This window comes from Achromobacter arsenitoxydans SY8 (genome assembly GCF_000236785.1).
GTDB lineage: Bacteria > Pseudomonadota > Gammaproteobacteria > Burkholderiales > Burkholderiaceae_B > Achromobacter > Achromobacter arsenitoxydans.
In genome coordinates this window covers 56,106-77,117 of the sequence record NZ_AGUF01000075.1, presented here as the reverse complement: position 1 = coordinate 77,117, position 21,012 = coordinate 56,106, and the positions used below count along the sequence as shown (strand labels likewise).

Annotated in this window: 24 protein-coding genes; 18 read left to right on the top strand and 6 right to left on the bottom strand. The window is 69.7% G+C overall.

What is annotated here, in order from left to right:
* The first annotated feature begins 72 nt into the window (after positions 1–72).
* The 5 genes from KYC_RS23915 (at position 73) to KYC_RS23895 (ending at position 5,821) form a co-directional block, all read left to right on the top strand.
* Positions 73–2,811: a cation-transporting P-type ATPase gene (locus KYC_RS23915; protein ID WP_008167302.1), complete on the top strand. Its 2,739-nt coding sequence runs from the start codon at positions 73–75 to the stop codon at positions 2,809–2,811.
* A 116-nt stretch (positions 2,812–2,927) separates the two neighbouring features.
* Positions 2,928–3,476: a hypothetical protein gene (locus KYC_RS23910; protein WP_008167299.1), complete on the top strand. Its 549-nt coding sequence runs from the start codon at positions 2,928–2,930 to the stop codon at positions 3,474–3,476.
* Positions 3,476–3,964 (top strand): hypothetical protein, encoded by a 489-nt coding sequence (locus tag KYC_RS23905; RefSeq protein ID WP_008167298.1) that lies wholly within the window; start codon positions 3,476–3,478, stop codon positions 3,962–3,964. Before KYC_RS23910 ends, KYC_RS23905 begins: the two co-directional genes overlap by 1 nt.
* 60 nt (positions 3,965–4,024) lie before the next feature.
* Positions 4,025–4,855 carry a helix-turn-helix transcriptional regulator gene (locus tag KYC_RS23900; RefSeq protein ID WP_043519152.1) on the top strand — a complete coding sequence of 277 codons (831 nt, stop codon included), beginning with the start codon at positions 4,025–4,027 and terminating at the stop codon, positions 4,853–4,855.
* A gap of 72 nt (positions 4,856–4,927) precedes the next feature.
* On the top strand, positions 4,928–5,821 hold the full coding sequence (locus tag KYC_RS23895) for a DMT family transporter (protein ID WP_008167294.1): 894 nt from the start codon (positions 4,928–4,930) through the stop codon (positions 5,819–5,821).
* On the opposite strand, the gene KYC_RS23890 is transcribed toward KYC_RS23895, so the two are convergent.
* Entirely contained in the window at positions 5,818–6,294 is a 477-nt protein-coding gene (locus KYC_RS23890) for a MarR family winged helix-turn-helix transcriptional regulator (RefSeq protein WP_008167293.1), read from the bottom strand. The two genes, KYC_RS23895 and KYC_RS23890, sit on opposite strands and share 4 nt — an antisense overlap.
* A 133-nt stretch (positions 6,295–6,427) precedes the next feature.
* Between KYC_RS23890 and KYC_RS23885 the strand changes: the two genes are divergently transcribed.
* Entirely contained in the window at positions 6,428–7,828 is a 1,401-nt protein-coding gene (locus KYC_RS23885) for an MATE family efflux transporter (protein ID WP_008167292.1), read from the top strand.
* Here the strand turns inward: KYC_RS23885 and KYC_RS23880 are convergent.
* Positions 7,752–8,723 (bottom strand): LysR family transcriptional regulator, encoded by a 972-nt coding sequence (locus tag KYC_RS23880; protein WP_008167291.1) that lies wholly within the window; start codon positions 8,721–8,723, stop codon positions 7,752–7,754. The genes KYC_RS23885 and KYC_RS23880 overlap by 77 nt on opposite strands.
* Before the next feature lie 122 nt (positions 8,724–8,845).
* On the opposite strand from KYC_RS23880, the gene KYC_RS23875 reads away from it, so the two are divergent.
* Positions 8,846–9,262, top strand: a complete 417-nt coding sequence (locus KYC_RS23875; protein ID WP_008167290.1) for an SEL1-like repeat protein — start codon at positions 8,846–8,848, stop codon at positions 9,260–9,262.
* On the top strand, positions 9,259–10,011 hold the full coding sequence (locus tag KYC_RS23870; protein WP_008167288.1) for a sulfite exporter TauE/SafE family protein: 753 nt from the start codon (positions 9,259–9,261) through the stop codon (positions 10,009–10,011). The genes KYC_RS23875 and KYC_RS23870 overlap by 4 nt, the downstream gene beginning before the upstream one ends.
* A 9-nt stretch (positions 10,012–10,020) precedes the next feature.
* Here KYC_RS23870 and KYC_RS23865 read toward each other — a convergent pair whose 3' ends face one another.
* Positions 10,021–10,836, bottom strand: coding sequence for an SDR family NAD(P)-dependent oxidoreductase (locus tag KYC_RS23865; protein ID WP_008167287.1), 816 nt, complete (start codon positions 10,834–10,836; stop codon positions 10,021–10,023).
* Positions 10,837–11,191: 355 nt separating this feature from the next.
* Between KYC_RS23865 and KYC_RS23860 the strand changes: the two genes are divergently transcribed.
* Positions 11,192–11,524 carry a hypothetical protein gene (locus KYC_RS23860; protein WP_008167285.1) on the top strand — a complete coding sequence of 111 codons (333 nt, stop codon included), beginning with the start codon at positions 11,192–11,194 and terminating at the stop codon, positions 11,522–11,524.
* A gap of 21 nt (positions 11,525–11,545) precedes the next feature.
* Here KYC_RS23860 and KYC_RS23855 read toward each other — a convergent pair whose 3' ends face one another.
* Positions 11,546–12,082 carry a GNAT family N-acetyltransferase gene (locus KYC_RS23855; RefSeq protein WP_008167283.1) on the bottom strand — a complete coding sequence of 179 codons (537 nt, stop codon included), beginning with the start codon at positions 12,080–12,082 and terminating at the stop codon, positions 11,546–11,548.
* 7 nt (positions 12,083–12,089) lie between these two features.
* Positions 12,090–12,662, bottom strand: coding sequence for a helix-turn-helix domain-containing protein (locus KYC_RS23850; RefSeq protein WP_008167281.1), 573 nt, complete (start codon positions 12,660–12,662; stop codon positions 12,090–12,092).
* Positions 12,663–12,781: 119 nt separating this feature from the next.
* Here KYC_RS23850 and KYC_RS23845 point away from each other — a divergent pair, with 119 nt between their 5' ends.
* The 3 genes from KYC_RS23845 to alkB all read left to right on the top strand — a co-directional run bounded on the left by KYC_RS23845 (position 12,782) and on the right by alkB (position 15,773).
* Positions 12,782–14,323 (top strand): phospholipase D family protein, encoded by a 1,542-nt coding sequence (locus tag KYC_RS23845; RefSeq protein WP_008167280.1) that lies wholly within the window; start codon positions 12,782–12,784, stop codon positions 14,321–14,323.
* A 75-nt stretch (positions 14,324–14,398) separates the two neighbouring features.
* Positions 14,399–15,112, top strand: a complete 714-nt coding sequence (locus tag KYC_RS23840) for a 2OG-Fe(II) oxygenase (protein ID WP_008167279.1) — start codon at positions 14,399–14,401, stop codon at positions 15,110–15,112.
* Position 15,113: 1 nt separating this feature from the next.
* Positions 15,114–15,773, top strand: a complete 660-nt coding sequence (alkB, locus tag KYC_RS23835; protein ID WP_008167278.1) for a DNA oxidative demethylase AlkB — start codon at positions 15,114–15,116, stop codon at positions 15,771–15,773.
* Positions 15,774–15,846: 73 nt separating this feature from the next.
* On the opposite strand, the gene KYC_RS23830 is transcribed toward alkB, so the two are convergent.
* A complete protein-coding gene (locus KYC_RS23830) occupies positions 15,847–16,389 on the bottom strand; it encodes a carboxymuconolactone decarboxylase family protein (RefSeq protein ID WP_008167277.1) in 543 nt (180 codons plus the stop codon).
* A 134-nt stretch (positions 16,390–16,523) separates the two neighbouring features.
* On the opposite strand from KYC_RS23830, the gene KYC_RS23825 reads away from it, so the two are divergent.
* The 6 genes from KYC_RS23825 to KYC_RS23800 all read left to right on the top strand — a co-directional run bounded on the left by KYC_RS23825 (position 16,524) and on the right by KYC_RS23800 (position 21,006).
* On the top strand, positions 16,524–17,387 hold the full coding sequence (locus tag KYC_RS23825) for an AraC family transcriptional regulator (protein WP_008167276.1): 864 nt from the start codon (positions 16,524–16,526) through the stop codon (positions 17,385–17,387).
* A 96-nt stretch (positions 17,388–17,483) separates the two neighbouring features.
* Complete coding sequence (locus KYC_RS23820; protein ID WP_008167275.1) at positions 17,484–18,476, top strand: formylglycine-generating enzyme family protein; 993 nt, start codon at positions 17,484–17,486, stop codon at positions 18,474–18,476.
* A gap of 61 nt (positions 18,477–18,537) precedes the next feature.
* A complete protein-coding gene (locus KYC_RS23815) occupies positions 18,538–18,930 on the top strand; it encodes a VOC family protein (protein WP_008167273.1) in 393 nt (130 codons plus the stop codon).
* 13 nt (positions 18,931–18,943) lie between these two features.
* Entirely contained in the window at positions 18,944–19,753 is an 810-nt protein-coding gene (locus tag KYC_RS23810; RefSeq protein ID WP_008167272.1) for an AraC family transcriptional regulator, read from the top strand.
* A 95-nt stretch (positions 19,754–19,848) separates the two neighbouring features.
* Complete coding sequence (locus tag KYC_RS23805) at positions 19,849–20,217, top strand: cupin domain-containing protein (RefSeq protein WP_043519151.1); 369 nt, start codon at positions 19,849–19,851, stop codon at positions 20,215–20,217.
* Between the two features lie 42 nt (positions 20,218–20,259).
* On the top strand, positions 20,260–21,006 hold the full coding sequence (locus tag KYC_RS23800; protein ID WP_008167267.1) for an SDR family oxidoreductase: 747 nt from the start codon (positions 20,260–20,262) through the stop codon (positions 21,004–21,006).
* The last annotated feature ends 6 nt before the right edge of the window (positions 21,007–21,012 follow it).

Here is a 21,012-nt window from a genome sequence, read left to right as displayed (position 1 = left end):
AAGCCCGGACTGACCCGTGCGGCCCCGCTCCCGGCCCGGTCACGGCGCCAGCCCTCCGGGAGGCCACAGGCAATGACGCAGGCGAACACGCAGGCTCCGCAAGTTCCCCAAACCTGGCACCAGCTCTCTGTCGACGAGACGATGGCTGCGCAAGTCACCAGCCCGTCCGGCCTGTCCCAGGACCAGATCCGGCGCCGCCAGGAAACCTTCGGCCTGAACGCCCTGCCGCCAGCGGCCAGGCGTAGCGCCTGGCTGCGCTTCCTGGGCCATTTCAATGACGTGCTGATCTACATCCTGCTGGGCGCGGCGCTGGTCACGGCGCTGATGGGCCACTGGCTGGACACCGGCGTGATCCTGGCGGTCGCCGTCATCAACGCCGTCATCGGCTATGTGCAGGAAAGCCGGGCCGAACGCTCGCTGGACGGCATCCGCAACATGCTGTCCAACCATGCCCGGGTGGTGCGCGACGGCCAGAAAGAAGAGATCGACGCCCGCGACCTGGTGCCAGGCGACATCGTGATCCTGCGCCCGGGCGACAAGATTCCGGCCGACGTGCGCCTGTTCGACACGCACAACTTCCGGGTCGAGGAATCCATGCTGACGGGCGAATCCACTGTCGTGGAAAAGCACGAAGCGCCCCTGCCGGGCGACGCGCCGCTGGGCGATCGCCTGAACCTGGGATTCTCCGGCACCCATGTCAGCGCCGGCAATGCGCGCGGCATCGTGGTCGCCACCGGCAGCGATACCGAAATCGGCCACATCAACCGCATGATGAGCGACGTGCAGGCGCTGCAGACACCGCTGCTGCGGCAGATGCAGCTCCTGGGCAAGCGCATTTTCCAGGTGGTGCTGGTAATGGTGGCGGCGCTGTTCCTGCTGGGCCGCTACGTGCTCGACATGCCGCTGCCCGATCTGCTGATGTCGCTGATCAGCATCGCGGTGGCGTCCGTGCCCGAAGGGCTGCCCGCCATCATTTCCATCATCCTGTCGCTGGGCGTGCAGCGCATGTCGCGCAACCGCGCCATCATCCGCAAGCTGCCCACCGTAGAGACGCTGGGCGCCATGACGGTGATCTGCTCGGACAAGACCGGCACCCTGACCATGAACGAGATGACGGCCAAGAACGTGCTGCTGGCGCAGGGAGTCTACCGCGTGGCCGGCGACAACTACCGGCCCGAGGGCGAGATCACCCGGGAGTCCGACGGGCTGCCCGTGGACTGGCGGCACGAAGACGCGCTGACGCGCTTCGTGCGCGCCGCGGCGATCTGCAACGACAGCCAGCTGCATGAAGACGCCGACGGCCAGTGGCGGATCGTGGGCGGCCCGACCGAAGGCGCCATGATGGTGCTGGCGGCCAAGGCGGGACAGGGGCTGGACAGCGTGGAAAAGCATGGCAAGGTGCCGTTCGATTCCAGCTACAAGTACATGGCGCGCCGCTGCGACGACCACGGCGAGAACCTGATCTACGTGACGGGCGCGCCCGACGTGCTGTTCGGCCTGTGCGCGCAGGAACAGGGCGAACACGGGCCGCAGCCGCTGCGGCTGGCGTACTGGGAAAGCGGCCTGGAGGCCTTTGCGCACCAGGGGCTGCGCACGCTGGCCGCCGCGTGCAAGCCGGGCCAGCCTGGCGCCACCGCGCTGGATCATGCGGACTTCCAGGACGGGCTGATCCTGCTGGGCGTAGCCGGCATCATGGACCCGCCGCGCCCCGAGGCCATCGAGGCCATCGCCCAGTGCAACCAGGCGGGGATCCGCGTCAAGATGATCACCGGCGACCATCCCGAGACCGCGCTGGCCATTGGCGCCATGCTGGGCATGACCCACGTGCGCGAAGCCATCACCGGGGCCCAGCTGCAGCAGATTGGCGACGACGAGCTGGCCGCGCTGGCGCGCGACCACGACATCTTTGCCCGCACCAGCCCCGAGCACAAGCTGCGCCTGGTGCGCGCGCTGCAGGGCCTGGGCGAAGTGGTCGGCATGACGGGGGACGGCGTCAACGACGCGCCCGCGCTCAAGCAGGCGGACGTGGGCGTGGCGATGGGAATCAAGGGCACGGAGGTCACGAAGGAAGCCGCCGACATGGTGCTGGCGGACGACAACTTCGCCTCCATCGCCTACGCGGTGCGCGAAGGGCGCCGCGTCTACGACAACCTGAAGAAGACCATCCTGTTCATCCTGCCCACCAACCTGGCGCAGGGGCTGCTCGTCATCGCCGCGCTGCTGGCGGGCGCGCTGGCGCCGCTGACGCCGCTGCAGATCCTGTGGATGAACATGGCCACGTCCATCACGCTGGCCTTCGGCCTGGCGTTCGAACCCGCCGAACCCGGCATGATGCAGCGCCCGCCGCGCGACCCCAAGAAGTCGATCCTGGACGGCTTCGCCATCTGGCGCATCGCCTTCGTGGGCATCCTCTTCACGGCGTCCGCCTTCATCATCGAAAAAAGCCTCCTCGCCGCCGGCCGCGAACCGGATTTCATCCGCACCGTCATCCTGCAGACGCTGGTGACGGCGCAATGGGCCTACCTGTTCAACTGCCGCCTGCAGGACCGGTTCCCCCTTACGCCCAGCATGTTCCGCAACAAGGCGCTCTGGCTGGTCACGATCCTGCTGGGGCTGCTGCAATGCGCCCTGATCTATCTGCCGTGGATGAACCGCGTCTTCGGCACCGTGCCGCTGCCGCCCGAATACTGGACGCTGACCCTGGTGGCCGCCGGAGTGCTCTTCTGCATCGTAGAGATCGAAAAGCTGATCCTGCGCACCTGGCGCGCGCGGCGCGCCAGGCCCGCGCTGGCGCAGCACCCGGCAGCGTGATTTTTTTCCGTCCGCGACCGGGGCGGAATTGCCAACAAATGTAAAGCCCGCGCCCGCGGGCCCGCCTGCCCTCCTATACTTGCGCCGCCAATTTTTCACGCAGGAGGGCACGCAGCTTGTTCACCATCTCGCCAACCGACGCGAGCCGCCGCGCGCTTTTCTTGCTGGGACTGACCGCGCTGGCCGCCCTGTCGGGCTGCAGCTCGCTGCTCGGTGAAGGCACCGGCGCCGCGGCGGGCATCGCCGGCACCGCCATTGCCAACAAAGTCACGGACAACCCCACCGTCGCCACCGGCATCGGCCTGGGCGTGCAGGCCGGCGCCAAGGCCGCGCTGGCCTACGCGCAGCGCCAGACGCGCGGCGAGGAACAGGACGCCATCGCCATGGCCGCCGGCCCGCTGGCGGTCGGCAAGGTCGCCGACTGGAACGTGAAGCACCGGCTTCCCATCGAAAGCGACGCGCGCGGCCAAGTCACGGTCAGCCGGCTGATCGGCGGCGCCAACCTGCAATGCAAGGAAGTGGTGTTCTCGATCGACACGCCCGCCGACAAGCCCGGCGCCGATCCGCTGCGCGAGTTCTACGTCACCACCGTGTGCCGCGACGGCGAGCACTGGCGCTGGGCCAGCGCCGAACCGGCCACGGCGCGCTGGGGCTCGCTCCAGTGATGCGCCGCGTTGGCATGCTGGCGCTGGCCGCCAGCCTGGGGCTGGCCGGCTGCCAGAGTTCATCCATCGGTCCCGCCACGGGCGCGGTGGTCGGCACCCTGAGCGGCGCGGCCACAGCCAACCCGGTCGCCGGCTACGCGATCGGGGTCTCGGTGCAGGCGGCGGTGGACGCCACGGTGAAGTACGTCCTGCGCGAATGGAAGAACGACCAGCAGAACGTCATGGCCAACGCGGTCGGCGCGCTGCCCATCGGCGAAGTGCGGCAATGGCAGGTCAAGCGGACGCTGCCTGTCGGCAACGAACGCGGTTCCATCCAGGCCGTGCGCGACATCGACACCCCGCTGGCCCATTGCCGCGAAGTGCTGTTCACGGTGGAGCAGGAAGCCGCGCCCGCCGCCTACGCCAGCACGATCTGCCGGCAACAGGACGGGCAATGGAAGTGGGCCGCGGCCGAACCCTCGGTGGCGCGCTGGAACGGGCTGCAATAGCTTGATCGCCCCGGGCGCGGGGAGCGATACTGGCCCGTCCCCTCCGCCCCCCGTTCGCCCATGACCACAGCTCAGTTCCTTATGCAGCGCAGCGCCATCGCCGGCGTGCAGGCGGTCGCGGCGCGCAGCGGGCGCACGTTCGCGCGGCATACCCACGACCAGTTCGGCATCGGCGTCCTGCGCCAGGGCGCACAGGCATCGCACAGCGGACGCGGCCCGGTGCAGGCCGGACCCGGCTACGTCATCACCGTCAATCCCGGCGAAGTCCACGACGGCGCGCCGATCGGCGGCGGCGTGCGCGCCTGGCAGATGCTCTACCTGGACCCTGAGGTGGTTGCCGATGCCGCGGCCGACATCTGGGCGTGCTGGCCGGGCGGCGGTTCGCGCCAGTTTGAATTCGAGCACCCCGCCCAGGACCGCCCGGCGCTGGCGCGGGACCTGCTGGCGCTGTATGCGCACGCCACGGGCGGCGCCCCGGCGCTGGCCTGCGGCGAACTGCTGCTGCGCGTCCTGGCGCAGGCTGGCGGTCCGCGCGGCGCCGCCCCGCCGCTCGCGCCGCGCCATGCCGTGCCGGGCGCCATCCGCCATGCGCGGGGACTGATCGACGACGACCCCGCCGCCGTGCTGACGCTTGCCGACCTGGCCGGCGCCTGCGGCCTGAGCCGCTTCCAGGTGCTGCGCGCCTTCGCCCGCGCCACCGGACTGACGCCGCACGCGTACCAGACGCAACGCCGCCTGCAGCTGGCGCGCCAGCTGATACGCCAGGGCGCGTCCCTGGCGGACGCGGCCGCCCAGGGCGGTTTTTCCGACCAGAGCCACATGACGCGCCTGTTCGTGCGCGCCTACGGCGTATCGCCGGGCCGCTATGCGCTGGCGGCCGGCCGGGCCTGACACGCGGCCCGCTGCAATTTCATTCAAGACCCCGCGCCCGTCCCGACACTACGCTGCGTCCTTTCAATCGGGATGGCGGCAATGAACGTGAACGAGCGGGTGCGAGGCTGCCTCTATCTGGCGGCGGCGATGGCGCTGGTGGGCAGCACCGTAGTGGCCAGCAAGATCATCGGGACCGGCCTGCCGCCCTTCACCGCCACCGCGCTGCGCTTTGCCATCGCGCTGCCCTGCTTCGCGCTGCTGATGGCGCTGTCCGGCGCGCGTATCCCCCAGCTGTGCGGGCGCGACTGGCTGTTGCTGGCGGTGCAGGCCATTGCCGGCAGCGTGGGCTACACCACGCTGCTGATCGCGGGACTGCAGCGCGCGTCGGCGGTGGACGGCGGCATCATCCTGGGCACGCTGCCGCTGGTCACCGCCGCGATCGCGGTCCTGGTGCTGGGCGAGCGCCCCGGCAGGACCGCGCTTGCCGCCATCGGCGCCGCGGCCTTCGGGGTCTGGCTGATGTCGCGCGGCGCGACGGGACCGGACGGCGAGCGTTCGCTGGCCGGCAACGCGCTGATCCTTGGGGCGGTGGTCTGCGAAGGCCTGTTCATCCTGCTCAACAAGCGTCTGCGCACGCCGGTGGCGCCGCTTGCGCTTTCAACAATCATGACCGGCTTCGGCCTGGCGTTCTCCGCCCTGGCCAGCCTGGCGGAAGCGCCATGGACCCTGCCCCTGCCGGCCGGCGCCTTGGCCGCGGTGGCGTACTACGCGCTGGCGCCGACGGTGGGCGGCTTCCTGCTCTGGTATGCCGGCGCGGCGCGGGTGCGCGGGTCCGACGCCGCGCTGTTCACGGCGCTGGCGCCGGTTTCGGCGGTGCTGCTTGCGGCCGGCCTGCTGGGCGAGCCCTTGGGCGCCGCGCAGTTGGGCGGCATGGCCTGCGTGCTGGGCGGCGTCCTGCTGCTGGGGCGGGCGCGCAGGCCCTAGCCCCGGCTGAACGCCAGCGCGAATTCGTCGGAAAAAATATCGGCGAGCGACCGGCGCAGGGCCGCGGCGCGTTCCACGCCGTAGGCGGCCTCGAAGCGGTTCTGCGCGTCCTTCCAGAGGCGCCGGGACTCGGCCAGCTTGGCGCTGCCCGCGTCGGTCAGTTCGACCCGGCGGCTGCGGCCGTCCAGCGGGTCGCGCATCATTCGGACATAGCCGTCGCGCTGCAGCGGCTTGAGGTTGTGGGCCAGCGCCGAGCGGTCCAGCACCATGGCTCGCGCCAGGTCGGTCATGGAGGGCGCGCCCGCCCGCGCGATATGGACCAGGATCGAATGCTGCGACACCTTCAGTCCGCAAGGCGCCAGCACCGTGTCATACAACTGCGACACGCGCCGCGTCGCCTTGCGCAGCGCGGCGCCATTGCAGATGAGCGGGTCCGGGGTGACGGCGGGGCCGAAAAGCGGGGCGTCGGACATGGCGTGCGGGAATCAAGGGTGGGCGGGACAAGGACTTAACGCTACTGCCGGGCCGGGTTCGCGTCCAGCCTATTATTGACAGATATCGGCATATGCACGTAAATTTTATCAACCCTTTCCACCGGCCCGCCCCATGCCAGCGTCCACGCCGCCACGCCCCGCCAACGCGCGCCTGCACGCCATGCTGCACGCGCCCATCGCGCCCACCCTGGCGCGCCTGGCCTGGCCGAACATCCTGATGATGCTGGCGCAGTCGTCCACCGGCCTGATCGAAACCTGGTTCCTGGCGCGGCTGGGCACGCCGGTGCTGGCGGGCGTGGCCCTGGTTGTCCCGGTGCTCATGCTGATGCAGAACATGTCGCAGGGCGCGATGGGCGGCGGGATCTCTGCCGCCGTGGCCCGCGCCCTGGGCGGCGGCCGGCAGCAGGAAGCGGATCAGCTCGTGCTGCACGCCGTCGTGCTGAATGCGCTGCTGGGACTGGTTTTCTGCGCGCTGCTGCTGGCGTTCGGCCCGGCGCTGTACCGCGCGCTGGGCGCCGAGGGCGCGGCGCTGGAAGCCGCGCTGGCGTATTCCAACGTCATTTTTGGCGGCATCGTCCTGATGTGGCTGATGAACGCGTTCGCCAGCGCCATCCGCGGCACGGGCAATATGCTGGTGCCCGGCGCGGTCATCTGCGGAGGCGCGGTGCTGCTGATTCCGCTGTCGCCGTGCCTGATCTTCGGCTGGGGCCCGTTTCCGGCGCTGGGCGTGGCCGGCGGCGGCTGGGCGCTGGTGATCTACTACGGCGCGGGCGCGCTGATCCTGGGCGCCTACTGCGCCAGCGGGCGCAACGCGGCCAGGCTGGTGACCAGCCGGCTGCACGCCAGCCTGATGCGCAACATCCTGAGCGTGGGCGCGCTGGCCACCATCAATCCGCTCATGACCAACGCGCTGGTGGCCCTGACCGCCGCGCTGGTGGGCGCCTGGGCGGGCGAGGCGGCCGTCGCCGGTTATGGCGTCGCCGTGCGGCTGGAATACCTGCTGATGCCGATCGCCTTCGGGCTGGGCGCCCCCATGGTCGCAATGGTGGGTTCCAACATCGGCGCGGGCCAGCCGGAACGCGCCCTGCGCATCGCGCTGACCGGCGGCGCAATGGCTTTCGTGCTGGCCGAAGCCATCGGGCTGGCGGCGGCGGCATTCCCCGAGGCGTGGCTGCGCCTCTTCGGCGCGCAGGACCACATGCTGGAAGCCGGCGCCAGCTATCTGCGCACGGTCGGCCCGGTCTACGGCTTTTTTGCGCTGGGCTTTTCGCTGTACTTCGCGTCGCAGGGCGCCGGGCGCCTGAAGTGGCCTCTGATGGCGGGCCTGCTGCGCCTCTTGATCGGCATCGGCGCGGGCGGGCTGGCGCTGCGTCTGACGGGGTCGCTGACCCTGTTCTTCGTGATCGCCGCCGTGGCCATGTGCGTATATGGCCTGGTCATCCTGGGCGCTGTGGCGTCGGGCTCCTGGTTCGGCCGCGGCCACCTGCGCCGGCGCGGCCTGTTCGTCCGCTAGCCTCGGGCGAGGCGGGCGCGTCGCGCAAGGCGTACTCCACCAGTTCGGCCGCATAGGCGGGCAGGTCGTCGCGCACGCACAGCACCAGGTCGCGCGCGGCCCAACCATCCGCCAGCGCAACCCGGCGCACGCCAGCGGCCCGCGCGTAGCGCGCCGCGGCAACGCGCGGCACGATCGCGATTCCCACCCCCTGGCCCACCATCCGGCACACGGCATCAAAGCTGCGCAGGCGCACGCGGTACGACAGCGGCCTGCCGCTGCGGCGCGCGTGGTGTGCGATGTGTTCCTGCAGCGCGCTGCCTTCCACCAGCCCGACGAACTCGTGCCCCGCCACCTCTTCCAGCAGGACCTGGGCGCGCTCGGCCAGCGGGTGGCCTTGCGGGACGATCAGGGTCAGCGGGTCGTGGCGGAAGACGCGCGCGTGCAGCCCGTGCAGATCGGCCGAGTCCGCCAGCACGCCGATATCGCACGCGCCGGCGCGCAATGCGTCGGCGATTTCATGGCTGAGACGTTCTTCCAGGTCCACCGAGATGCGCGGGTGGTCCTTGAGAAACGCGCCCAGCACCGCCGGCAGGTATTCGCTGAGCGCCGTGGTGTTGCACAGCACGCGCACGTGGCCTTTAAGGCCCAGCCCGTAGTGGTCGAGTTCGCCGCGCATGCGGTCGATCTGCCCCAGCACCAGCCGGGCATGGTGCGCCAGCGTGCGGCCCGCCGGCGTGGCCTCGACCCCGCGCGCCTCGCGCAGCAGCAGCGGCACCCCCAGCGCATCTTCCATGCCGCGCACGCGCTCGCTGGCCGACGCCAGGGTCATGTGGGAACGCCGTGCGCCGGCCGTGATGGATCCGGTTTCGTGCACGTTCAGGAAGAGGCGCAGATCGGTCAGGTCGAATCGCATGCGATGAGCGTAGCACGCGAGCCTCAGGCGGAACCATAGCCTGGGTATGCGAGATCCCGATAGGAATGTGCGGGCTCCGGGCGGCAGAATCAGGCCGTATTCACCAAGACAAGGGAAAAACCATGAACATCACGACATGGCGCGGCGCGGCCGCGCGATGGCCGGCGCTGGCCCTGATCTCGCTGGCCCTGCACGCCTCAGGCATGGCCGAAGCCAGGGCGGGACTCGGCAGCCCCATCACGCCGGCCCAGCAATACGCGCTGGCGCTGGAGGCTCAGACCCAGGGCGACTACGCGGCCATGCTGGCCTGGCTGCGCGCCTCGGCGCGCGAGGGGCACGCGTCCGCCCAGCGCATGCTGGGCGTGGCGCTGATCGGCGGCCCCGCCCTCTACGGCCCGTCCCAGCCCGCCGACCTGTGCGAAGGCCGGCTGTGGCTGCTGCGCGCGGCGCGCCAGAACGAAGGGCCGGCGCAGGACGTGGCCTATGCGCTGTTCGGCCGCCCCAAGGACGCCCTCACTGCCCATTGCGAGCCCTCATGAACTTCCTGGACCCGACCTTGCTGGCCGCCGTTATCGCCGTCTTCGTCCTGGCCGGCGTGGTCAAAGGCGTGGTCGGACTGGGCCTGCCCACCATTTCCATGGCCATGCTGGCGCTCGTCATGGCCCCGGCCCAGGCCGCGGCTTTGCTGATCGTGCCATCGCTGATCACCAATCTGTGGCAGGCACGGCCCTGGCCCGCGCTGCCGCGGGTCCTGCGCCGCGTCGGCGGCCTGCAGGCGGGCGTGTGCGCCGGCACCATCGCCGGGGCGCTCTGGCTGGGACCGCCCTCCGGCCACTGGGCAAGCGTCTGCCTGGGCTTCGCGCTGATCGCCTACGCCGCGTGGGGCCTGTTCGGATCGCCGCCCCGCGTCCCGCCGCAACGCGAAAACGCGCTCGGCATCGCGGCGGGGGCCATCACCGGCCTGATCACGGCGGCCACCGGCGTCTTCGTGATTCCGGCGGTGCCGTATCTGCAGGCCCTGAACCTGGGCAAGGACGAACTGATCCAGGCCATGGGCATTTCCTTTACCGTGTCGACCGCGGCCCTGGCTGCCGGGCTCTGGCTCAATGGCGGCTATGCGCCCGCCGCCGCCGGCGCGTCGATCCTGATGCTGCTGCCCGCGCTGGCAGGCATGGCGCTGGGACAGTGGCTGCGCGGCCGGCTTTCGGCGCGCACCTTCAAGCTGTGCTTCATGGTCAGTCTGGCGCTGCTGGGCGCCTACCAGGCGGCGCGCGGCCTGGCGGGCTGAGCGGCTCGGCTACGCCGCCAGGCGCCGCTCGTCCATGAAGCCGATCGACACCGACAGTTCGCGCCAGCGCGCCAGTTCCTGCTGCACGCCCTGGATCTTGCTGCGCGCCTGATCGAAGGAATCGCGGCCCAGAAACAGGTGCAGGGGCGCGTACTGCGCCTGCGCCGCATTGATCAGCGCCTGCGCGGCCTTGACCGGATCGCCGCCCTGGACGTAGCCCTGCCCGCCGCGCGCGGCGCTTTCGGGAGACGCTTGCGGCATGCCTTCCCGCAACGCCCCCGGATACACCAGCGAAACGCGGATGCCCAGCGGCGCGGCCTCGGCGGCCAGGGTCTCGGTCAGACCGCAGACCGCGAACTTCGCCGCGCTGTAGGCGCCCCACTCGACGCTGCCGCCGTCGAAACCCAGGATCGAAGAAATATTGAACACGTGCCCGCCGCGCTGCGCCCGCATGCGCGGCATCACCGCGCGGATGACGTTCGCCACGCCGAAGACATGCGTATCGAAGCTGACGCGCAGTTGCGCGTCGGACAGGCTGTCGAGCGCGCCCTGCTGCCCCTGGCCCGCGCCGTTCACCACCACGTCGATGCCGCCGAACGCCGCGGCGGCGGCCGCCACCGCGCGGCGCACCGCGCGCTCGTCCGCCAGGTCGACAGTCAAGGGCAGGAACCGGCCTTCCAGCTTGGCCCCCACGGCGTCCAGCAAGGCGTCGCCGTCGCGGGACGTCGCCGCCACCTTGTGCCCCTGATCCAGCAGCATCTTCACCAGCACCAGGCCCAGACCCGCCGACGCGTCCGTCACAAACCAGATTTTTTCGGTATTCATGAGTATCCCTTCCCTTGCTTGCAGCCACGGGCAAGATGCCGCGCGGCCCGGCCGGCGCCGGCGTATTCTGGAAGCCGCCGCCCGCTCCGGCCTTGGAAAGGATAGTAAGAATCGGGGGGTCGGCCGTACAGGCTCGATCTTGCTTGAAACCTGCCTATTTCTCCGTTCATGCGCCTGCGCGGCGCAACGGCCGGGCGCGGCGGCGCAACGCCCGGCCCGGCACGGCATGGCGGTCCCGTTGCGCGGCCGCGCCGGCAGGCCGCGCCGGAATGGCGGATAATCCGTCTGTTTCCCGCCGCCGCGCGCGGCGGATTTATGGCGGGCGCGCCGCGCCCCACTGCTTTCGGAGTCAGCTATGTATCGCGGTATTCAGGCGATCGAACAATTCATGGAATCCATCGGCCTGACCTGGCAGCCCGGCCAGACCGAAAGCGCCGAATTGCGCGTCAGCTACCGCATCGGCAACACGCGTCCGCTGGGCATCGACCGCACGCTGGTGGAATTCCATTGCGACGCGAAGCGCGCCAAGGTGTGGGTGCCGGAATTCTCGCGCACCAGCTTCCACCAGTGGTTCGAAGTGCCCTATCAAGAGTTCGAATTCACGCCAGGCGGGTCCATGCTGAAGATCAAGGCCGCCGCGCGCGGCAACGCCCCGCCCTACAGCGTGGGCATCAAACCGCTGGCCTGAGCGCCGCGTCCGTGACGGCGCTCATCCCTGCCTGTACATGATCGTCGTTCCGTCCACCTTGCCCGCATCAATCGGATCGCGGGCGAAACCGGGGATCACCCCCACAGTCCGGTAGCCCAGCGACGCATACAGGGGCTCGGCGGAATCTCCCGTGCGCGTGTCCAGCGTGATCAGGGTGCGGCCCAGACGGGCGGCCATGGCGTGCGCCTCCTGCATCAGCCTGCGGGCGATGCCGCGGCGGCGGAAATCCGGGTGCACCAGCAGCTTGCGGATCTCGGCGCGGTGCGGCTGGTTGGGCGGGGTGTCGGTGTCCAGCTGGACCGAACCCGCCAGCCGGCCGTCCACGCGCGCCACCCACAGCTTGACCGCGCCGCCCGCCACGCCGGGCAAGACCTTGGCGCGCCAGAACGTCTGCGCGTCTTCCGCGGTAAAGGGCAACACGAAGCTGACGCTGGCGCCGCCCTGCACGCAGGCGTGCAGCAGCGTGGCCAGATCGGGCAGGCAGGCGGCGGCGGCATCCGCCGGCAGCAGGGTCAATTCAAGGCTTGCGTGGGTCATGACGGGCTCAGACGATGAACAGGAGATAGCGGGCGCCGCTGTGCGGCGGGGTGGCGAAGGCGCTGGCGCCGAACAGCTGGTAGCGCAGGCAGTCGCCAGTAACGAGGTCGTGCGCCTGGCCATCGACCGTGATGGACAGTTGGCCGTCGAGCATCAGCAGGTGGTGCTCCAGGCCCGGCCGGGGCGATTGTTCGTAGGCGATGCGGGCGTTCGCGGCCAGTTCGCAGGCCAGCACTTCGCCCGCCAGGCGCTGGGCCGGCGGCGACACCGAACGCCGGCGAAAACCCACGCTGTCGTCCACCCAGACGGCTTGGTCGCGTTCCGGCACACGGGCGACGAAGTCGTCCTCCACCATCAGCATCAGGCGCGACATCGTCAGGCCATAGGCGGCGCACAGCTTGCCCAGCACGCTGGCAGTGGGGCTGACCTCGGCATTTTCCAGGCGCGACAGCGTTGCGCGGCTGATGCCGGCGCGGCCGGCCAGATCGTCCAGGGACCAGCCGCGGTCCTGGCGCAGCGCCTTGAGCCTGGCGGCCAGGCGCAGGTCCAGCCCGGGGTCGATTGTCGTTATGTTTTCCATATAAGGGAATTTCTCTCATATATGAAAACATGTCAAGCCCATGCGATTTTGGAAGCCTGATACAGGCGGCAACCAACACACTTCCGCCGATTCCACATTGATTAGGCACAATACCGGTCATGCAAATGGCCAAGCCCCTATTCATGACCCTCTTTTGCGCGTTTCTTGCTGGTTGCTCCCTGCCCTCGCTGGACGAACGAAGCGTCTCGAAAGCGCTCACCCCGGCGGAATCGTCGGCCACGCCGCTGGGCCAGGCCATTGCGCCGCTGGCGGCCGCGCACCCCGGAAAGTCCGGCATCCACGCGCTGGCCGATCCCCACGACGCCTTCGCCGCCCGCATGATGCTGGCGCGCGCGGCCGAACGCAGCCTGGACGTGCAGTACTACATCTGGCATGCCGACATGACCGGCACCATGCTGCTGGAAGCGCTGCACGAGGCCGCCGACCGCGGGGTGCGGGTGCGCCTGCTGCTGGACGACAACGGCACCTCGGGGCTGGACCAGACGCTGTCCGCGCTGGACGGCCACCCGAACATCGAGGTGCGGCTGTACAACCCGTTCACGGTGCGCTGGCCCAAGACGCTGGGCTACCTGACGGACTTCAGCCGCCTGAACCGCCGCATGCACAACAAGTCCTTCACGGCGGACAACCAGGCTACGATCATCGGCGGCCGCAACATCGGCGACGAATACTTCGGCGCAACCGACGGCGTGCTGTTCACGGACCTGGACGTCCTGGCCATCGGCGCGGCGGTCAGCGACGTCTCGTCGGATTTCGACCGCTACTGGAGCAGCGATTCGGCCTATCCGGTGGCGGGCCTGCTCAAGAAGGCCGTTCCCCATGAACTCGAAGTACTGGAGGCCGACGCCGCCAGCGTCGAGCAATCGCCCGAAGCCGCGGCCTACGCCGAAGCCATGCGGGAACTGCCCTTCATCCGCCAGCTGCTGCAAGGCGAGCTCAGCCTGGAATGGGCGACGACGCGGATGGTCAGCGACGATCCCCGCAAGACCCTCGGCACCGCGCCGCGCGAAGCGACGCTGCCGCATCAGCTGCACGAAATCCTGGGCGTGCCCGCCGCCGACCTGGCGCTGGTGTCGCCCTATTTCGTGCCCACCGCGAGCGGCACGCAGGCCTTCGCGAAAATGGCCCGCAACGGCGTCAGGGTGCGGGTCCTGACCAACGCGCTGGAAGCCACCGACGTGGCCATCGTGCATTCCGGCTACGCCAAGCGCCGCAAGGACCTGCTGGCCGCCGGCGTGGAACTCTACGAAATGAAGCGCATGGCGCAGGGCGCCGAGCGCAACAAGAGCCTGGGCCCCTTCGGCAGCTCGGGGTCGAGCCTGCACGCCAAGACCTTTGCCGTGGACGGCCAGCGGGTCTTCGTGGGCTCATTCAATTTCGACCCGCGTTCCGCGCAGCTCAATACCGAACTCGGCTTCGTCATCGACAGCCCCACGCTGGCCAGGCACATCGCCGACGCGTTCGACCAGGACGTGCTGCGCACCGCCTATCAGGTCCGGCTGGACGACATGGGCAAGCTCTACTGGCTGGAACAGCGCGACGGCAAGACCATCCGGTACGACCGCGAGCCGGGCGCCAACGTGTGGCAGCGGATAACGGTGTGGTTCGCGTCGATGCTGCCGCTGGAACCCCTGCTGTAGCCGAGCAACAAGCGGAGTGGCCGGCCCGCGCGCAAGGCGTAGACTGGGTCTGGCCCTTACCGTTTTCCCGCAATCATGACCCTGGCGCCCGCCGAAGCCCTTATCAGCCAGCAAGACTGGATCCGCGCCGCCGTGGAGCTCGACGCCCACGGCAGCACCATCCTGCCCGGCCTGCTTCCCGCCGGCGACTGCGCGGCCCTGTCCGCCGCCTACCCGGACGAAGACCGCTACCGCAGCCGGGTAGTAATGGCGCGCCACGGCTTTGGCCGCGGCGAGTACAAGTATTTCCGCTATCCCCTGCCCGGCCTGCTGCAAGACCTGCGCAGCGCCCTGTACCCGCGCCTGGCGCCGATCGCCAATCGCTGGAACCGGCAGATGGGCATCGCCGCGCAGTATCCCGCAGACCACGCCGCATTCCTGGCGCGCTGCCACGCGGCCGGCCAGCGGCGGCCCACGCCGCTCATCCTGCAATACGGGCCGGGCGACTACAACTGCCTGCACCAGGACCTGTACGGCGAACACGTGTTCCCCCTGCAGGTGGCGGTGCTTCTGTCGCGTCCCGGCGAGGATTTCACCGGCGGCGAATTCGTCATGACGGAAACCGGCAGCCGCGAACAGCGGGCCGATGTCCTGCCCCTGCGGCAGGGCGACGCGCTGGTGTTCACCGTCAACCAGCGCCCCGTGCCCGGCGTGCGCGGCTGGCGCAAGGCGGCGATGCGCCATGGCGTGAGCGAGCTGCGCACGGGCCGCCGCCACACGCTGGGCATCATCTTCCACGACGCGCTCTGACATGGCTTGCACCCTGGACCTCTTTGGCGGCGATGATCCCGTCCAGCACGGACGCGTGGCGCTCGGCCCGCAAGCCGTCGTCCTGCGCGGCTACGCGCTGCCTGTGGTCGATGAGCTGCTGGCCGGGGTGGACGCGGTGACGGCTCAGGCGCCGTTCCGCCACATGGAGACGCCCGGGGGCTACACCATGTCGGTGGCGCTGACCAACTGCGGCGGCTTGGGCTGGACGACCGACGCCCGCGGCTATCGCTACAGCCGCATTGATCCGCAGTCCGGCCAGCCCTGGCCCGCCATGCCGCAGTCGTTCCTGCGCCTGGCGGCCGACGCCGCCGCCGAGGCCGGATTTCCGGGATTTGCGCCGGACGCCTGCCTGGTCAACCGCTACGAACCGGGATCGCGCCTGTCTCTGCACCAGGACAGGAATGAGCGCGACTACGCCGCGCCCATCGTGTCCGTGTCGCTGGGGATGCCGGCCATGTTCCTCTTCGGCGGCGACGCGCGCGCCGACCGCGCCGAGCGCGTGCCGCTGTTTCATGGCGACGTCGTCGTCTGGGGCGGCGTGGACCGGCTGCGCTATCACGGCGTGATGCCGCTGCAAGACCTGCCGCACCCGCAACTGGGCAGCGTGCGCATCAACTTCACGATCCGCAAGGCGGGCTAGGGAGCCGTCAACGCCCCCTGGCCCGCCCCGTCCTGACACCGGGGTTCCGCGCCAGCGTCAGCGCTGCGCTGGCTCACGCCGCACGCAGTTGCACGCGGGGAAAATCCACCGGCACGTTGAAGGCCACGTTCACATAGTTGGTGAACAGGTTCAGGGCGACATGCGCCACGATCTCGACGATCTGCTCGTCGTTGAATCCGGCCGCGCGCAGCGCCGCCACGTCGCCGTCGCCCACCTGGCCATGCTGGCGCACCAGCTTGAGCGCGAAATCCAGCGCGGCGGCGGTCTGCGGATCGTCGGCACGGCCCGCCTGGGCGGCCGCCATCTCCGCGGCGCTGGCGCCGGCCTTCCTGCCCAGCGCGGTATGCGCGGCCAGGCAGTATTCGCAGCGGTTGCTGTCGGCCACGGCGACGGCGATCTTTTCGCCCAGCTGGGCCGGCAGCACGCCGCCGCCCAGCGCGCCAAAAGATGCCCACATGCTCTTGAGGGCGGCCGGCGAATTCGCCACGGCGCGGAACATGTTGGGCGTCGCGCCGAAGGCGCCGTGGATCTGGTCAAGCAGGCCCTTGCTGGCGGCGGGGGCAACGGAAGTGTCGATAAGCGGTACGCGGGACATGATGATTTCCTTTCATTGAGGTTAGGGACAAGGCTGCTGGCGGTTGCCGTCTGCCTTTGCGTCAGTATGTTCGCGGCCGGAGTTATATTGGATACTTATCGTCCACACTTCATATCTATTCGTCCAGGCTCGTCATGACGACTTCGATAGATCGCCTGTCCCCCCTGCTGGAGCGGTTCCGCGTGCGCGCGCAGCTTTTCCATGCGGGCCCGCTGTGCGGCCTGAACCGGTTCGCCCCGGAACCCGGCCGCGGCTTCCTGCACGTGCTGCGGCGCGGCGACATGGAAGTCGGGCACCGTCCGGGCAGCGGCCTGCCCCGCCGGCTGCGCGTGGCCGAGCCGACCCTGCTCTTCTACCCGCGCCCGGTGCACCACGAATTCCACAACCCGCCGCAGGACGGGTCGGACTTCACCTGCGCCACCCTGCACTTCGACGGCGGCGACCGCCACCCGCTGGTGCGCGCGCTGCCGCCCCTGATCGCGCTGCCGCTGGCGCGCGTCGGCGGCCTGGAACAGGCCCTGGGGCTGCTCTTCGCCGAAACGGAACAGGTGCGCTGCGGCCAGCGGCTGCTGGCGGACCGCCTGTTCGAAGTGGTGCTGATCCAGTTACTGCGCTGGCTGATCGACCACGCCGAAGAAGCCGGCATCCAGGTCGGCGTCATGACCGGGCTGTCCGATCCGCGCCTGGCCCGCGCGCTGGTCGCCATGCATGAAGCGCCCGGCGCGCCGTGGAGCCTTGCCGATCTGGCTGCCCGGGCCGGCATGTCGCGCAGCGCCTTTGCCGCCGCCTTCAAAGACCTGGTCGGCCAGCCTCCCGCGGACTACCTGGCGGACTGGCGCCTGGCGCTGGCCCAGTCGCGCCTGCGCGACGGCCAGGCGGTCAAGACGATCGCCTTGGAGCTGGGCTACGCGAACGCCTCGGCGCTATCGCGCGTCTTCAGCCAGAAGATCGGCGCGTCCCCGCGGCAATGGCTGGACCGGCAGAAAGCGCCGTCCTGACCGCAGCGCTTCCGGCATGAGGGTTCCCCGCGTCTGGCGGCCCGCACGCGGCGGCCCTACTATTGCGCACCTTCACACCCTGCCCGTTCAGACACCATGCGACCCTGCACTGCCCTGGTCCTGCTCTGCGCCCTGCTGCCGGCGGCCGCCCTCGCCGCGGAACCGCCCGTCCAGTTCGAAAATTCGCTGGGCATGACCTTCGTGCGCGTGCCCGCCGGCACGTTCCAGATGGGCAGCGACGAAGCGCCCGACACACTGGCCGCCGCCTATCCGCAGTATCCGGCTGACCGGTTCGCACAGCTGTTCGACGAGGCGCCCGTGCACACCGTGCGCATCACCCGGCCGTTCTACCTTGAACGCACCGAAGTCACCGTGGGCCAGTTCCGGCGCTTCATCGAAGCGTCCGGCTATGTCCCGGAATCCGAAGCCGACGGCACCGGCGGCTACGGCTACAACGCCGCCTACGATCCGGAAAAATCCCAGAGCGGCGACGCCTTCGAAGGCCGCGACCGCCGCTACTCCTGGCGCAATCCGGGCTTTGCGCAGGGCGACGACCATCCGGTCGTGAACATCAGCTGGAACGACGCCACCGCGCTGGCGCGCTGGCTGACCCAGAAAGAAGGCCGCGTCTACCGCCTGCCCACCGAGGCCGAATGGGAATACGCCTGCCGCGCCGGCACACGCACCCGCTACCAGAACGGCGACGACCCGGCGGCCATGCCCGACGTCGGCAACGGCTTCGACGCCGACGCCCAGCCGCTGTGGCCCAAATGGCAGCCCTACGCCTCGGTCCGCCACGACGGCAACACGTTCACGGCGCCCGTCGCCAGCTACAGCCCCAATGCATTCGGCCTGTACGACATGCACGGCAACGCCTGGGAATGGGTGGCGGACTGGTATGGCGAGGACTACTACGCGCGCTCCCCCGTCGACGACCCGCAGGGCCCGGCCACCGGCAACGTGCGCGTCCGGCGCGGCGGCTCCTGGCACACGTGGGCGCTGTACACCCGTTCGTCGTACCGCAACTGGAATACCCAGGAGACGCGCTATCCCCTGGTGGGCCTGCGCCTGCTCAGCGAAGGGGATTAACGGAAAATGGCCCGGCGCTGGGTTAGCATGGCCGCACACTCAACTTCAAGAGAGTCCTGACATGCATTCGCTGGGCCGTCTTGTCCTGCTCGTGAACGACTACGACACCGCCATTTCCTTCTACCAGGACAAGCTGGGAATGGAAGTGTTCGTCGACATGCCCATGGGCCAGCAGCGTTACGTGCACCTGCGCCTGCCCGAACAGCCTTCGGTCGGCGTATGGCTGCTGCAGGCCCAGACCGGGGCGCAGCGCGACCGCGTCGGCGACCAGACCGGCGGCCAGCCGGTGGGCGTGTTCTACACCGACGACGTGCTGCGCGACCACGGCCGGTTCGCGGCCAAGGGCGTGCGCTTCACCAAGGAGCCTGTGCATGACGAGACCGCCACGTACGCCCATTTCATCGACCTGTACGGCAACGAGTTCGTGCTGGTCCAGCTGAAGGCGCAGGCCTAGCCGCCGCCACGCCATGGCACGGACGCAACCCCAGCGCGACTGGATCCGGCGCGCCGCGCCATCCAGCCGCGTCGAACGCATCGAAGCCTACTTTGGCGGCCATGGCTACGACATGCATCGCCACGACACCTACGCCATCGGGCGCACGCTGTCCGGGGTGCAGAGCTTCCACTATCGCCGCGGCTACCGGCACAGCCTGCCGGGCGGCACCATCGTGCTGCATCCCGACGAAGCGCACGACGGCCAAGCCGGCACCGACGCGGGCTTCCGCTACCGCATGATCTATGTAGAGCCGGCGCTGATCCAGCAGATCCTGGGCGGCCGGCCGTTGCCGTTCGTCCGCGACGGCATCAGCGCCGATCCCCGCCTGTACGCGGCCAGCGGCGCGCTGCTGCAGGACGCTGGCGAACCGATAGATCCGCTGCAAGAGGACGACGCGCTGTTCGAGCTGGCCCATGCGCTCAGCGCCGCCGCGGGCGGCCGGACGGGACGGCGCCTGCCCGACTACGCCGCCGCGGACCGTGCCCGGCACTACATCCACGCGTCGCTGGACCAGGCCATTACCCTGGACGACCTGGCGCGGGCGGCGGGCGTCGACCGCTGGAGCCTGTCGCGGGATTTCCGCGCGCTATTCGGCACCAGCCCGTACCGCTACGTGATGCTGCGGCGCCTGGACCTGGCCCGGCGGCTCATCGCGGCGGGCCTGCCGCTGGCGCAAGCCGCGGCCGATGCCGGTTTCACCGATCAAAGCCACCTGACGCGCCGGCACGTCCAGGCCTTCGGCATCGCACCCGACCGCTGGCGGCGGATGCTGCAAGCCTGAGCCGGGCGGCTCGGAAAAAACCTGCTCGATCGTACAAGACGGTGCGGCCAGGGGCGGCGTATCGTGGGGACTCTTTCCCTTGCCCCGGTGCCGCCATGCCTTCCATGCAACCCATCAATCTCGCCGCCAAGCTGGCGCTGATCCACGAACACTGGATGCCCAAGGTCGTCGCCGAAATGAACGACTACCAGTTCAAGCTCGTCAAGCTGCGCGGCGAGTTCGTCTGGCATTCGCACGCCGACACGGACGAGACCTTCATCGTCGTCCAGGGCCGGCTGCGCATCGAACTGCGCGACGGCGCCATCGAGCTGGGCCCCGGCGAGATGACGGTTATCCCCAAGGGCGTGGAACACAAGCCCTGCGCACCCGACGAGGCGCAGGTCATGCTTATCGAACCGCGCGGCGTCCTGAACACCGGCGACCAGGGCGGCGCGCGCAGCGCACCCAACGACGTATGGATCTGAACGCCCGCCTTTGCTAACGTGCAGCCTCAACAGGAGAAAACCATGTCCAAAGTCTTGCTGGTCACCGGCGGCAGCCGCGGCATCGGGGCCGCCGTCGCCAAGCTTGCCGCCAGCCGCGGCTACGCGGTGGGCGTCAACTACCACGCGAACGCGGACGCCGCGCAGGCGGTGGTGGACGACATCCAGCGCGGCGGCGGAACCGCCGTCGCCATCCAGGCCGATGTCTCGCAGGAAGACCAGGTGCTGCGCATGTTCCGCACGCTGGACGAGCGCCTGGGCCGCATCGACGCGCTGGTCAACAACGCCGGCATCCTGGAAAAGCAGATGCGGGTCGAAGACATGGACCCCGCCCGCATCTTGCGCGTGCTGTCGACCAACGTCGTCGGCGCCTTCCTTTGCGCGCGCGAAGCCGTGCGGCGCATGTCGCCCCGCCATGGCGGCCAGGGCGGCGCCATCGTCAACGTGTCGTCCGCCGCGGCGCGCCTGGGCTCGCCCAACGAATATGTGGACTATGCGGCATCCAAGGGCGCGATGGACACGCTGACCATCGGCCTGTCCAAGGAAGTCGCGCCCGAAGGCATACGCGTCAACGGCGTGCGCCCGGGCACGATCTACACCGAGATGCACGCCAGCGGCGGCGAGCCAGGCCGGGTCGACCGCCTGAAGAGCGTAATCCCGCTGCGCCGCGGCGGCACCGTGGAAGAAGTGGCGGGCGCCGTGATGTGGCTGTTCTCCGATGAGGCCGGCTACACCAGCGGCTCGTTCATCGAGGTGTCGGGCGGCACCTGACGCCGC

Excerpts from the sequence above, each read along its gene's own strand:
- KYC_RS23915 (WP_008167302.1), top strand. The coding sequence starts at position 73 with ATGACGCAGGCGAACACGCAGGCTCCGCAAGTTCCCCAAACCTGGCAC.
- KYC_RS23905 (WP_008167298.1), top strand. The coding sequence starts at position 3,476 with ATGCGCCGCGTTGGCATGCTGGCGCTGGCCGCCAGCCTGGGGCTGGCC.
- KYC_RS23900 (WP_043519152.1), top strand. The coding sequence starts at position 4,025 with ATGACCACAGCTCAGTTCCTTATGCAGCGCAGCGCCATCGCCGGCGTG.
- KYC_RS23895 (WP_008167294.1), top strand. The coding sequence starts at position 4,928 with ATGGCGGCAATGAACGTGAACGAGCGGGTGCGAGGCTGCCTCTATCTG.
- KYC_RS23890 (WP_008167293.1), bottom strand. The coding sequence starts at position 6,294 with ATGTCCGACGCCCCGCTTTTCGGCCCCGCCGTCACCCCGGACCCGCTC.
- KYC_RS23885 (WP_008167292.1), top strand. The coding sequence starts at position 6,428 with ATGCCAGCGTCCACGCCGCCACGCCCCGCCAACGCGCGCCTGCACGCC.
- KYC_RS23880 (WP_008167291.1), bottom strand. The coding sequence starts at position 8,723 with ATGCGATTCGACCTGACCGATCTGCGCCTCTTCCTGAACGTGCACGAA.
- KYC_RS23875 (WP_008167290.1), top strand. The coding sequence starts at position 8,846 with ATGAACATCACGACATGGCGCGGCGCGGCCGCGCGATGGCCGGCGCTG.
- KYC_RS23870 (WP_008167288.1), top strand. The coding sequence starts at position 9,259 with ATGAACTTCCTGGACCCGACCTTGCTGGCCGCCGTTATCGCCGTCTTC.
- KYC_RS23865 (WP_008167287.1), bottom strand. The coding sequence starts at position 10,836 with ATGAATACCGAAAAAATCTGGTTTGTGACGGACGCGTCGGCGGGTCTG.
- KYC_RS23860 (WP_008167285.1), top strand. The coding sequence starts at position 11,192 with ATGTATCGCGGTATTCAGGCGATCGAACAATTCATGGAATCCATCGGC.
- KYC_RS23855 (WP_008167283.1), bottom strand. The coding sequence starts at position 12,082 with ATGACCCACGCAAGCCTTGAATTGACCCTGCTGCCGGCGGATGCCGCC.
- KYC_RS23850 (WP_008167281.1), bottom strand. The coding sequence starts at position 12,662 with ATGGAAAACATAACGACAATCGACCCCGGGCTGGACCTGCGCCTGGCC.
- KYC_RS23845 (WP_008167280.1), top strand. The coding sequence starts at position 12,782 with ATGCAAATGGCCAAGCCCCTATTCATGACCCTCTTTTGCGCGTTTCTT.
- KYC_RS23840 (WP_008167279.1), top strand. The coding sequence starts at position 14,399 with ATGACCCTGGCGCCCGCCGAAGCCCTTATCAGCCAGCAAGACTGGATC.
- alkB (WP_008167278.1), top strand. The coding sequence starts at position 15,114 with ATGGCTTGCACCCTGGACCTCTTTGGCGGCGATGATCCCGTCCAGCAC.
- KYC_RS23830 (WP_008167277.1), bottom strand. The coding sequence starts at position 16,389 with ATGTCCCGCGTACCGCTTATCGACACTTCCGTTGCCCCCGCCGCCAGC.
- KYC_RS23825 (WP_008167276.1), top strand. The coding sequence starts at position 16,524 with ATGACGACTTCGATAGATCGCCTGTCCCCCCTGCTGGAGCGGTTCCGC.
- KYC_RS23820 (WP_008167275.1), top strand. The coding sequence starts at position 17,484 with ATGCGACCCTGCACTGCCCTGGTCCTGCTCTGCGCCCTGCTGCCGGCG.
- KYC_RS23815 (WP_008167273.1), top strand. The coding sequence starts at position 18,538 with ATGCATTCGCTGGGCCGTCTTGTCCTGCTCGTGAACGACTACGACACC.
- KYC_RS23810 (WP_008167272.1), top strand. The coding sequence starts at position 18,944 with ATGGCACGGACGCAACCCCAGCGCGACTGGATCCGGCGCGCCGCGCCA.
- KYC_RS23805 (WP_043519151.1), top strand. The coding sequence starts at position 19,849 with ATGCCTTCCATGCAACCCATCAATCTCGCCGCCAAGCTGGCGCTGATC.
- KYC_RS23800 (WP_008167267.1), top strand. The coding sequence starts at position 20,260 with ATGTCCAAAGTCTTGCTGGTCACCGGCGGCAGCCGCGGCATCGGGGCC.